Source organism: Corallococcus macrosporus, assembly GCF_017302985.1.
Classification (GTDB): Bacteria; Myxococcota; Myxococcia; order Myxococcales; family Myxococcaceae; genus Corallococcus; species Corallococcus macrosporus_A.
On the sequence record NZ_JAFIMU010000004.1, the window covers coordinates 500,787 to 514,380 of the forward strand.

The following is a 13,594-nucleotide window of genomic DNA, read 5'->3' on the forward strand; positions in this document are numbered from 1 at the left end:
TCAGTGCCCTGTGGCCTGGCGGGGGGCGCTGCCCGAAACCTGCGTGAGCGCATCCCGCAGACGCTCGATGACAGGCCCGAGGTGCGGGTCCTGCATCAGGGCGTGGTGGCCCCCCGGGACGGTATGCACGTCCAGGCCGCCGCGGACGAGGGGCTCCCAGCCGCGATGTGCCGGGAGCGTGGCGGGGGCTTCGCCGGCGCTCAAGAGCAGGGCGGTGCCGTCGTACGGCCGGGGCACGTACTTCTCCTGGGCGAAGAGGTTGGCGCGGAAGACGTTGAAGAGGGCACTTAGCTGCGCAGGCCCGGAGTGCGCATCGAGGATGCGCGCCCGGAGCCCTTCCTCCAGCAGGTGGCCCAACATCGTGTCGTCGTCGCCCGCCGCGAGGGCCTCGTCGGAGACGGAAAGCGCCTGACTGAAAGCCGTCGCGGTGGCGTGAGCGAAGGCGAGCCTTGCGCGGGCCTGGGCGTCGAGGTGCGAGATGCCCTGCGAGGGCTTCGTCAGGCCGGGGACGTGGGTGTCGATGAGGGCGAGCACATCCACGGCTTCGCCAGCTTCGCGCAACTGCTGGGCCATCTCGTAGGCGACGAGTCCACCCAGGGACCAGCCTCCGAGTTGGTAGGGCCCGTGAGGCTGCACGGTGCGGATGGCCTCGATGTAGAGGGTGGCCATCTCCTCGATGGACTCCGCGACGGGACGGCCGTCGAGGCCGCGCGACTGGAGGCCGTAGACGGGCAACGAGGGCCCCAGGCGGCGCGCCAGCTCCGAGTAGGCGAGGACGTTGCCGCCGCCAGGGTGGACGAGGAAGAAGGGCCGGTGGCCGGGCTCGCCGCGCTCCATCGGGACGAGGGGCGTCCAGGCCTGCGAGTCCTCGCGGAGCACCTGGGCGAGCTGCTCGACGGTGGGCTGCTGGAAGAGGACGGAGAGGGGGAGCGTCTGGCCCAGATGCTCGCGGACAGCGGCGACCATGCGCACGGCGAGCAGCGAGTGGCCGCCAAGTTCGAAGAAGCTGGTGCGGACGCCGACGGAGCGGACGCCGAGGACGTCCTGCCAGATGCGCGCGAGCTGCATCTCGAGGGTGTCACGGGGGGCGACGAAGTCCCGGGCCTCGACGGCGTGGGCGTCGGGTTCGGGCAGGGCCTTGCGGTCCACCTTGCCGTTGGCGTTGAGCGGCAGGACGTCGAGAACGAGGAGGGCGGAAGGCACCATGTACTCGGGCAGCCGCTGCTTGAGGTGGGCCTTGAGCGCGTCGGAGTCCACTGCGTGGCCTTCGCGAGCGGTGACGTAACCGATGAGGCGCTTGTCCGTGTCCGAGCCCTGGGCCACGACGACGGCCTCGTTGACGCCCGTGAATGCACGCAGTGCCGCTTCGATTTCACCCAGCTCGATGCGGAAGCCGCGCACCTTCACCTGGAAGTCGACGCGACCGAGGAAGTCGAGCGTGCCGTCCTCCCTCCAGCGGGCCTTGTCGCCCGTGCGGTAGAGGCGTTCGCCAGGACTGGTGGCAAAGGGGTGCGGAACGAAGCGCTCCGCGGTCAGGTCCGGGCGGTGGAGGTAGCCCCAGGCGAGACCCTGGCCACCGACGTACACCTCTCCCGCGACGCCTACCGGCACAGGGTGCAGGTGCGCGTCGAGCACGTAGACGGTGGAGTTGGAGAGCGGCCGACCAATGGGCACTGCGCCGTCCACCACCGAGTCGCGGTGCATGCTGAACGTCGCGGAGAAGGTGGTGTTCTCCGTGGGGCCGTAGCCGTTGATGAAGGTGGTGCCTTCGGGGATGCGCGAGAGGTGCTCCCGCACGCGAGCAGCGGGTAGCACGTCGCCACCAGCAAGCGCCTGACGCACGCCTGCAAGGGCTTCGCCCTGGTGCAGTGCCATCTGCTCGAAGAGGGCCGCGGTGAGCCAGAGTGACGTCACGCGGTGGTGACGCAGCTGCGCGGCCAGTTCCTCCAGCGAGAGGGCGTGAGGCGGAGCAAGGACGAGCTTCGCGCCATGCAGCAGTGCGCCCCAGATTTCGAGCGTGGAGGCGTCGAATGCAACCGGAGCCGCCTGGAGCCAGACCTCGTCGGGCCCGAAGCGCATGAACGAGTTGCCCAGCACCAGGCGGGTGATGCCCCGGTGGGGCACGGAGACGCCCTTGGGACGACCTGTGCTGCCCGAGGTGAACATGACGTAGGCCAGCGCCTCGCCGTCCACGCGGACATCCGGTGCATGCGTGGGCAGCGCGGCAATGACGTCCCGCTGCGCATCCAACAAGACGCGGGTGCCGGAGGCAGGCAGCAGTGACGCGAAGGGCTGGTGCGTCAGTGTCACGCTGACGTCCGCATCTTCCAAGAGCGCAGCGATGCGCTCCACGGGGGCGTTGCGGTCCACGGGTACGAAGGCCGCGCCCACCTTGAGGATGGCGAGCAGCGCGGTCACCATTTCGAAGGAGCGCTCGACGGCGAGGCCGACGCGTGCGCCCGGGACGACGCCCAGCGAGCCCATGTGATGGGCCAGCTGGTTCGCGCGTGCGTCCAACTGCTCATACGTCAGCGTGTCATCTCCCAGCACCAGCGCGACGGCGTCAGGCGTGCGCAGGACCTGCCGGGCGAAGTGGACGTGGACGGGGAGGTCCGTCGGGCTGACGGCCACGGTGTCATTCCACTCCACGAGGATGCGCTGACGCTCTTCGTGGGAGAGGAGGGACAGTTCCGCCACGGACTGCTCAGGCTTCGCGGCGATGGCCTCCAGCAGCGTGCGCAAGTGGCTCGCCATCCGCTCGATGGTGCCCTGCTTGAAGAGGGCAGTGCTGTACTCCAGCGTGCCGCGCAGGCCTTCAGTGCCTTCGGTGAAGAAGACACTCACGTCGAACTTCGACGTGGAGTGGGTGGCCTCCAGGCCTCGCAGCCGGAGGTCCGGCAGGCGCACGTCCTCGGTGGGCACGTTCTGGAGCGCCAGCAGCGTCTGGAAGAGCGGCGTGTGGCTGAGGCTGCGGGTCGGCTGCAAAGCCTCCACCAGCTTCTCGAAGGGCACTTCCTGGTGCTCGTAAGCCTCCAGCACCGTGGCACGCACCTGCTTCAGCAGCGTCCTGAAGGACTGGCCCTCGTCCACCTTCGCGCGAAGGACGAGCGTGTTGACGAAGAAGCCGATGAGGCCTTCTGTCTCCGCACGGGTCCGGCCGGCGATGGGCGAACCCACGCTGACGTCGTCCTGGCCCGTGTAGCGCGCCATGAGTCCCTGCCAGGCGGCCAGTAGCACCATGAAGAGCGAGCCGCCTTCCCGGTGAGCCAGGCCGCGCAGGGCCTCCGTCAACTCACGCGACAGGGTGAAGCTGAAGGTGGCACCCGCGGTGCTCCGGATGGCCGGGCGGGGGAAGTCAGTCGGCAGCTCCAGCACAGCAGGCGCGCCGGAGAGCTTCGTTTCCCACCAGGCGACTTCCTGCCGCAGCGTCTCACCCGAGAGGGTACGGCGCTGCCAGTCGGCGTAGTCCGCGTACTGTACGGGAAGGGCAGGAAGAGGCGACGGCTGTTCCGCGGAGAAGGCTGAGTAGAGGGCGGTGATTTCCCGCACCAGGACGCCCAGCGACCAGCCGTCTGAGACGATGTGGTGCATCGTGACGACAAGGACGTGCTCGGTTTCGCCCAGCTTGAAGAGCAGCGAGCGGAGGAGGGGACCCGTGCGCAGGTCGAAGGGCCGGCGCATCTCCACTTCCACTCGGGCCCGCGTCTCGGACTCGCGCTGCGCTTCAGGCACGTCCGAGAGGTCCACGATGGCCAGGGGCTGGTGGCCGTCAGGATGGATGATCTGGACCGGTGTCCCCTCCACCTGGGCGAAGGTGGTGCGCAGGGCGTCGTGGCGGCGCACGACTTCCTGCAGGGCACGCTCCAGCATGTCGGCGCGCAGGTGGCCCTCCAGCCGGACGGCGACGGGCACGTTGTAGAGCGAGCTGCCCGGCTCCAGTTGGTCGATGAGCCACAGCCGCTGCTGGGCGAAGGACAACGGCAGCGGGCCATCATGCGAGACGCGGGTGAGTTGCGGCGCGCTGGTGCGAGTGAGGCCCTTCAGGCGAATGGCGAGGGCCTCCACGGTGGGCGACTCGAAGAGGGCGCGCAGCGGGAGTTCCACGCTGAACTCGGCGCGCACGCGCGACACCACCTGGGTGGCGAGCAGCGAGTGGCCACCCAGCTCGAAGAAGGAGTCCTTCACGCCCACCTGGGGCAGACGAAGGACCTCCGCCCAGATGGATGCAAGCTTCGCCTCCGTCTCGGTGCGAGGCGCTTCGTAGGTGCTGCGCGACTGCGGGGCCTCCGGCTCGGGCAGGGCCTTGCGGTCGACCTTGCCGTTGGCATTGAGGGGCAGGGCGTCCAGCACCACGAAGGTGGAGGGCACCATGTACTCAGGGAGCCCCTGGCGCAGATGGGCCTTGAGGGCTTCCACCTCCAGCGAGGACTCCGCCTTGGGCGCGACGTAGGCAACGAGCCGCTTGCCGGCGGCTTCGCCCTTGGCGACGACGACGGCGTCCTTGAGACCGGGCACACGGCGGAGTGCCGCTTCGATTTCGCCCAGCTCGATGCGGAAGCCGCGCACCTTCACCTGGAAGTCGATGCGGCCCAGGTACTCCAGCCGCCCGTCCGCGCGGTAACGGACGCGGTCGCCCGTGCGGTACATGCGGCCGCCAGGAGGACCGTAGGGCTCCGGGACGAAGCGCTCCGCGGTGAGCTCCGGGCGCAGCAGGTAGCCCCGCGCCTGGCCTTCACCCGCGAGGTACAGCTCACCGGCGACACCCACGGGCACCGGCTGCAACGAAGCGTCCAGCACGTAGGCGCGCGTCGCGGGCAGGGGCCTGCCGATGAGAGGCACCTCGTCACGACCGACGAGAGAGGCGGTGGAGTAGGTGGTGTCCTCGGAGGGGCCGTAGAGGTTGAAGAGCTTCTGCACCGTGGGGACGGCGTAGACCTGCTTGGCCAACGTCTCCGGCAGGGCCTCGCCCGCGAGGTTGATGACACGCACGGTGGGCGGTACCGCATTCAGGCGCAGCAACTGTGCCATGGCGGAGGGCACCGTGTTGACGAGGGTGACGTGCGAGGCAGTGGGCAGCTCCGCGAGGTGCAGTGCGTTGCGTGCCACGACCACCGCGCCGCCACTGGAGAGAGGCGCGAAGAGCTCGAAGACGGAGAGGTCGAAATTGAGGCTCGTCGCGGCAAGCGTGCCCTTCAACTCCTCCGGGGTGAACGTCGCGAGGGCCCAGTGGAGGAAGGAGACAGCGTTGCCATGGGAGATGGCGACGCCCTTGGGACGGCCGGTGCTGCCGGAGGTGTAGATGAGGTAGGCGAGGTGCCCGGGGTGGATGTCCACCTCGGGCGCCGTGGTGGGCTGCTTCGCCAAGTCCGCATCCGAGTCGAGGCACACGGCCGTGGCCGCTGTTTCAGGCAGCGCGGCGAGAAGGTGCGAGTGGGCGACGAGGGCAGGGCCCTGCGCGTCTTCCAGCAGCCAGCCCAGGCGCTCACGCGGGTAGCTGGGGTCCAGCGGCACGTAGGCGCCACCGGCCTTGAGGATGCCGAGGGCTCCGATGACGAGGTCCTCGGTGCGCTCCACGCAGAGGCCGACGCGGACTTCAGGCCCGACGCCCAGGCCACGCAGACGGTGGGCGAGTTGGTTGGCCTTCGCGTCCACCTCGCGGTACGTCAGCTGGCGCTCGGACGTGATGACGGCCAGCGCGTCCGGCGTGCGGCGCACCTGGGCCTCCACCATCGCGGGGATGCTCGGCTCGTACTGCGTCTGCGAGGCCGGCGGATTCCACTCGATGAGGAGCTGCTGCCGCTCGGACTGCGTGAGCAGGGGCAGGTCGCTCAGCCTGGTGTCTGGCTTCGCGACGATGGCCTCCAGCAACACGCCGAAGTGCCCGGCCATGCGCTGGATGGTCGCCGCGTCGAACAGGTCCGTCGCGTACTCCAGCGTACCGGTGAATCCGTCCCGTCCCTCGCGCAGACCCAGGGAGAGGTCGAACTTGGCGAAGTGGGCCTCCAGCGGCAGGCCCTGGAACGACAGGCCCGGCAGACGCACTGCCTCGGTGGGCGTGTTCTGCAGGACGAACATCGCCTGGAAGAGGGGACTGCGGCTCAGGTCACGCGCGGGCTGCACCGCTTCGACAAGCTTTTCGAAGGGCAGGTGCTGGTGGTCGTAGGCCGCGAGCGTCGTGCCGCGCACCTGGGCCAACAGCTCACGGAACGTCGCGCGCGGGTTCAGCTGGGCGCGCAGGACCAGGGTATTGATGAAGAAGCCGATGAGGCCTTCGGTCTCCGCCTGGGTGCGGCCCGCGATGGGTGAACCGACGCTGATGTCATCCTGGGCGGAGTAGCGCGACAGGAGCACCTGGAAGGCCGCCAGCAGCGTCATGAAGGGCGTGGCGCCTTCACGCTGAGCCAGGGTCTTGAGGGCCTCCGCAACGTTGGCGGGGATCCGCACATCCACGGTGGCGCCACGGTGGGACTGCACGGGCGGACGCGGACGGTCCGTGGGCAGCTCCAGCGCCGCAGGCGCACCGGCCAACTGTCGCTTCCAGTAGGCAATCTGCGCGTCCAGGGTCTCACCCTGGAGCCAGTTGCGCTGCCACGTCGCGAAGTCCGCGTACTGCACGGGCAGCGGCGCGAGGGCCGGCGTGCTTCCCCTGGTGAAGGCCTCGTAGAAGGCCACCATCTCGCGCACGAGGACGCCCATGGACCAGCCGTCGGAGACGATGTGGTGCATCGTCACCAGCAGCAGGTGCGAGTCGTCCGTCAGACGCACCAGCGTGGTGCGCAGCAGCGGACCCCTGGCGAGGTCGAACGGCCGCCGCGCTTCCTCGTCGGCCATCCGCTGCGACGCTTGCTTCCGCTGGGACTCCGGCAGGGAAGAGAGATCCACCAGCGGCAGTGTCCAATCCACCGAAGCGTGGATGCGCTGGATGGGTTGGTCCTGATGCTCGTGGAAGGTGGTGCGCAGGGCTTCGTGACGTTCAACGAGCGATTCGAAGGCGCGGCGCAGCGCTTCGACATCCAGGTGCCCGGAGAGCTGGATCGCCGTGGGGATGTTGTAGGACGCATCGCCGGGCTGAAGCTGATCCAACAGCCACAGCCGCTGCTGCGCGAAGGACAGGGGGCTCGGTCCGTCCGCGTGGGAGCGGGTGAGCGGAGGCCGGTGGACGTTCGGGGTGATCGCCTGGAGGCGCTCGGCGAGGGCGGCCACGGTGGGCGCTTCGAAGAGGGCCCGGAGCGGCAGCTCCACACGGAAGGCGGAGCGCACACGCGAGACGAGCTGGGTGGCCAGCAGCGAGTGGCCTCCGAGCGCGAAGAAGTCGTCGTGGATGCCCACGCGCTCCACGCGCAGCACCTGCGTGAAGAGTGCCGCGAGCCGCTCCTCCGCGGGGGTGCGCGGCGCGACGTAGGTGGAGGCGAGCGCGTTGCTCTGAGGCGCGGGCAGGGCCTTGCGGTCCACCTTGCCGTTGGTGTTGAGCGGCAGGGCTTCCAGCACGAGGAACGCGGAGGGCCGCATGTGCTCGGGCAGGAACTGCTTGAGCCAGTCCTTGAGGGCGTCGGGCGTGGGCGGGGAGTCCACTCCTTCCGGAGGCACCACGTAGGCCACGAGCCGCTTGTCACCGGGCACGTCCTCACGCGCCAGCACTACGGCGGCGTGCACCTGGGGATGCTTGAGGAGGGCGGCTTCGATTTCGCCCAGCTCGATGCGGAAGCCGCGGACCTTCACCTGGAAGTCGGCACGGCCCAGGTAGTCGAGCATCCCGTCCGCGCGCCAGCGCACCACGTCGCCGGTACGGTAGAGGCGGGCACCGGGCGTGGACGAGAAGGCGTCGGGGATGAAGCGGTCCGCCGTCAGCTCGGGGCGGTTGAGGTAGCCGCGAGCGACGCCCTCGCCGCCGATGAAGAGTTCACCCGCGACGCCCACGGGCACCGGGCGCAGCGTGCGGTCCAGGACGTAGACGCGCACGTTGGGCAGCGGCCGGCCGATGGTGGGCGTAGGCGAAGCGTCGAAGGCACAGGCGGTGGCGTCGACGGTGCACTCGGTGGGGCCGTAGACGTTGAAGACGCGCGGGCGCGGGACTTCTGCCAGGTGACTCCACGTGGCGGGGTCCACGGCTTCGCCGCCCACGAGGACGCGGCGGGGGATGGACTGGCTCTGCAGCAGGCCTTCATCCACCAGCAGGCGCAGGTGCGCGGGCGAGCAGTCCAGGACGTCCAGGGCGTCCTTGCCGATGCGGTGGACGAGTTCACGCACGTCGGCGCGGGCCTCGTCCGGGACGATGCAAAGGGTGTGGCCGTCGAGTACCTGGATGAGCTGCTTGACGGAGGCATCGAAGGAGAGCGGCGCGTTGACGCTGACGCGCTCTCCGGGCTGAGCGCCCGCGTGCACGGTGGCGGCGAGAGCGACGCGCAGGTTCAGCACGGAGCGGTGCTGAATCATCACGCCCTTGGGACGGCCGGTGCTGCCAGAGGTGTAGATGATGTACGCCAGGTGCTCCGGCGTAACCGACGTCACGGGAGCCTTCGCGGACTCAAGGGCGAGGTCCGCGGCGTCGGAGTCCAGGCAGATGTCTTGCGCGGTATGCGGGGGCAGCGAATCACGCAGGCGCTGCTGGGTGAGGACCACCGGAGCTCCCGTGTCCAGGAGGACATGGGAGAGCCACTCGCGCGGATAGCTGGGGTCGATGGGGACGTAGGCGCCGCCAGCCTTGAGAATGCCGAGGATGCCGACGAGGGCTTCGACGGAGCGCTCCACGCAGAGCACCACGCGGACATCAGGGCCGACGCCCAGCTTCACCAGCCGGTGGGCGAGCTGATTGGCGCGCGTGTCCAGCTCACGGAAGGTGAGCTGCTCATCGCGGCAGATGACGGCCAGGGCCGCGGGCGTGCGAAGGGCCTGGGCGGCGAAGGCCTCATGGAGGCAGAGGTCACGGGGGAACTCAGCACTCGGGCCGTTCCAGTCGACAAGCAACTGCTGACGCTCCTGCGCGGTGAGCAGCGGCAGGCTCGCGAGCGTCGCGTCCGGCTTCGCGGCGATGGCCTCCAGCAACACGCCCAGGTGGCCCACCATGCGATGCACGGTGGACGCATCGAAGAGGTCCGTGGCGTACGTCAGTGCTCCGACGAAGCCCTGGGGCGACTCGACGAGGGTGAGCGTGAGATCGAACTTGGAGGAGCGGGTGTCCACCGGGACGGTCTGGAAGGACAGCCCGGCCAGACGAAGCGTTTCGGTGGGTGCGTTCTGCAGGGAGAACATCGCCTGGAAGAGCGCGCTGCGGCTCAGGTCGCGTACGGGCTGGAGGACCTCCACCAGCTTCTCGAACGGGACGTGCTGGTGCTCGTAGGCCGCGAGCGTCGTGCCTCGCACCTGGGAGAGGAACTCGCGGAAGGTCGAATGCAACTGAACGTGGGCACGCAGCACCAGCGTGTTGACGAAGAAGCCGATGAGGCCCTCGGTCTCCGCCTGCGTGCGGCCCGCGATGGGCGTGCCCACGCTGATGTCGTCCTGCGTGGAGTAGCGCGACAGCAACACCTGCCAGGCCGCGAGCAGCACCATGAAGGGCGTCGCGCCCTCGCGCTGGGCCAGCGCCTTGAGGGCGTGGGTAACATGCGATGGGACTCGCACGTCCACCGTGGCCCCCCGGCGTGACTGCACGGGCGGACGCGGGCGGTCCGTGGGCAGATCCAACGCGGACGGCGCCCCCGACAGCTGCTGCTTCCAGTATCCAAGCTGCGCGTCCAGGGCTTCACCCTGGAGCCAGCCTCGCTGCCACATGGCGAAGTCCGCGTACTGCACGGGCAGCGGCGGAAGGGCCGGAATGCTTCGCGAGCTGAAGGCTTCGTAGAAGGCCGCGACCTCGCGAACGAGGACGCCCATGGACCAGCCGTCGGAGACGATGTGGTGCATCGTCACCAGCAGCAGGTGCGAGTCCTGTCCCAGCCGTACCAGCGTGCTGCGCAGCAGCGGGCCCGTGGTGAGGTGGAAGGGACGACGGGCCTCCGTGGCCGCCGCGCGCTGGGCCTCTTCCTCGCGCTGTGACTCAGGGAGGGCGCTCAGGTCGATGAGGGGCAGCTCCCAGCCGGAGGACCCCTGGATGCACTGCGACGGTTCGTCGTGCTCGGCGGAGAGCGTGGTGCGCAGCGATTCGTGGCGCTCCACCAGCGCCTCGAAGGCGCAGCGCAGCGCTTCCAGGTCCACCGGGCCCGTCAGCCGCAGGGCAGTGGGGATGTTGTACGAGATGTCACCGGGCTGGAGCTGGTCCAACAGCCAGAGCCGCTGCTGGGCGAAGGACAGCGGAATGACGCCTTCGCGCGGCGAGGGCCGCAGCGGCGGAGCACGGAGCGCGGCGGACGGAGCTCCCGCGAGCTTTGGCGCGAGGCCTTCGACCGTCGGGGCTTCGAAGAGGGCCCGCAGCGGCAGTTCCACCGCGAACGTAGCCCGCACGCGCGAGACGAGCTGTGTGGCCAGCAGGGAGTGTCCGCCCAGGGCGAAGAAGTCGTCCTGCAAACCGACTCGCTCCACGCGGAGGACTTCGGCGAAGAGGGCCGCGAGCTTTTCCTCGGTGGGCGTGCGAGGCGCAACGAAGGCGCGAGGCGCGTCCACGGGTTCCGGCAGTGCCTTGCGATCCACCTTGCCATTGGTGTTGAGCGGCAGTGTGTCGAGGACGACCAGCGCGGACGGCACCATGTACTCGGGCAGCCGCTGCTTGAGGTTTGCCTTGAGGGTGTCTGGATCCAGCGACTGGCCGTCGCGCGCGGTGACGTAGCCAATGAGGCGCTTGTCCGCGTTCGTGCCCCGAGCCACGACAATGGCCTCGTTGACGCCAGGGGTGGAGCGCAGGGCCGCTTCGACTTCACCGAGTTCGATGCGGAAGCCACGCACCTTCACCTGGAAGTCGACGCGGCCGAGGAAGTCGATCGTGCCGTCCTCCCGCCAGCGGGCCTTGTCACCCGTGCGGTAGAGGCGCGCACCCGGCGTAGAGGCGAAGGCGTGGGGAACGAAGCGCTCCGCGGTCAGGTCCGGGCGATTGAGGTAGCCCCAGGCGAGGCCTTGGCCACCAACGTACGCCTCTCCCGCGACGCCTACGGGCACAGGATGCAGACGCGCATCCAGCACGTAGACGGTGGAGTTGGAGAGCGGGCGGCCAATGGGCACCGCACCGTCCACCACCGAGTCACGGTGCATGGCGAAGGTGGCGGAGAAGGTGGTGTTCTCCGTGGGGCCGTAGCCGTTGATGAAGGTGGTGCCTTCGGGGATGCGGGCGAGGTGCTCGCGCACGCGGGCGGCGGGCAGTACGTCGCCACCGGCGAGGACCTGACGCACGCCTGCGAGGGCCTCGCCCTGGTGCAGGGCCATCTGCTCGAAGAGAGCCGCGGTGAGCCACAGGGCCGTCACGCGGTGGTGGCGCAGCTGCGAGGCCAACTCCTCTAGCGAGAGCGACTGGGGAGGCGCGAGGACGAGCTTCGCGCCGTGCAGCAGCGCGCCCCAGATTTCGAGCGTGGAGGCGTCGAAGGCAACCGGGGCGGCCTGGAGCCAGACCTCGTCGGGCCCGAAGCGCATGAAGGCGTTGCCGAGCACCAGGCGGGTGATGCCCCGGTGAGGCACGGAGACGCCCTTGGGGCGGCCCGTGGAGCCCGAGGTGAACATGACGTAGGCCAGCGCCTCGCCGTCCACGCGGACTTCCGGCGCATGCGTGGGCAGCGCGGCGATGACGTCGCGCTGCGCATCCAGCCAGACGCGAGTGCCAGAGGTGGGCAGCAGCGAGGCGAAGGGTTGGTGGGTGACGATGAAGTGGACGTCGGCGTCCTCCAGCAGGGTGGCGATGCGCTCCAAGGGTGCGTTGCGGTCCACGGGCACGAAGGCGGCGCCCACCTTGAGGATGGCGAGCAACGCCGTCACCAACTCGAAGGAACGCTCAACGGCGAGGCCGACGCGCGCGCCGGAAACGATGCCCAACGAGCTCAAGTGGTGGGCCAACTGGTTCGCGCGGGCATCCAGCTGGGCGTACGTCAGCGTGTCATCCCCCAGCACCAGTGCGACAGCGTGAGGCGTGCGCAGGGCCTGCTGAGCGAAGTGGACGTGGGCAGGGACGTCAGTCGGACTGACGGCGGCCGTGTCATTCCACTCCACCAGGATGCGCTGGCGTTCCGCTCCCGTCAGCAGTTGCACCTCGGTGAGGCACTGCTCGGGCTTCGCGGCGACGGCCTCCAGCAGCGTGCGCAGGTGGCTCGCCATCCGTTCGATGGTGCTCCGCTTGAAGAGGGCAGTGCTGTACTCGAGCGTGCCACGCAGTCCCTCAGTGCCTTCGGTGAAGAAGACGCTCACGTCGAACTTCGACGTCGAGTGGGTGGCCTCCAGGCCTCGCAGCCGCAGTTCCGGCAGGCGCACGTCCTCGGTGGGCACGTTCTGGAGCGCCAGCAGCGTCTGGAAGACAGGCGTGTAGCTGAGGCTGCGCGCGGGCTGCAGGGCCTCCACCAGCTTCTCGAAGGGCACTTCCTGGTGCTCGTAGGCTTCCAGCACCGTGGTGCGCACCTGCTGGAGGAGCGTCCGGAAGGACTGGCCTTCCTCCACCTTCGCGCGAAGGACGAGCGTGTTGACGAAGAAGCCGATGAGGCCCTCCATCTCCGCACGAGTACGGCCAGCGATGGGCGAGCCCACGCTGACGTCGTCCTGGCCCGTGTAGCGCGCAAGCAGCCCCTGCCAGGCGGCCAGCAGCACCATGAAGAGCGAGCCACCTTCCCGGTGAGCCAGGCCGCGCAGGGCCTCCGTCAACGCGCGAGACAGCGCGAAGTTGAGAGTCGCGCCCGCGGTGCTCCGGACGGCCGGACGAGGGAAGTCAGTGGGCAACTCCAGCACTGCCGGAGCGCCGGAGAGCTTCGTCTCCCACCAGGCCATCTCCTTCCGCAGCGTCTCACCCGAAAGCGTGCGGCGCTGCCAATCGGCGTAGTCCGCGTACTGCACCGCCAGCTCGGGCAAGGGTGACGGCTGCCCCGCGGAGAATGCCGAGTAAAGGGCCGTGATTTCCCGCACCAGCACGCCCAGCGACCAGCCGTCGGAGACGATGTGGTGCATCGTGACGACGAGGACGTGGTCGGTTTCGCCCAGCTTGAAGAGCAGCGAGCGGAGGAGGGGGCCCGTGCGCAGGTCGAAGGGCCGGCGCATCTCCGCTTCCATGCGGGCCCGCGTCTCGGACTCGCGCTGTGCTTCGGGCACGTCCGAGAGGTCCACGAGGTTCAGGGCCTGGTGGCTGTCAGGATGGATGATCTGGACAGGCGTCCCCTCCACCTGAGCGAAGGTGGTGCGCAGGGCATCGTGGCGGCGCACGACTTCCTGCAGGGCGCGCTCAAGTACATCGGCGCGCAAGTGGCCCTCCAATCGGACTGCGACGGGCACGTTGTAGAGGGAACTGCTCGGCTCAAGCTGATCGATGAGCCACAGCCGCTGCTGCGCGAAGGACAGCGGACGCGTGCCTTCATGCGAAACGTGGGTGAGGTGTGGGCTGCTGGTGCGGGTGAGGCTCGCGAGGCGCGCTGCAAGGGCCTCCACGGTGGGCGACTCGAAGAGGGCGCGCAGCGGGAGTTCCACGCTGAACTCAGCGCGC

At 69.2% G+C, this 13,594-nt stretch carries 1 protein-coding gene (running past one end of the window); it reads right to left on the reverse strand.

Going from position 1 to position 13,594, the window contains the following annotated elements; translation table 11 throughout:
• On the reverse strand, positions 1-13,594 hold the final stretch of the coding sequence (locus tag JYK02_RS07265; RefSeq protein WP_207050596.1) for a non-ribosomal peptide synthetase. It continues 15,788 nt past the right edge of the window; the window shows 13,594 of its 29,382 coding nt (coding positions 15,789-29,382); the start codon falls outside the window, past its right edge; it ends in the stop codon at positions 1-3.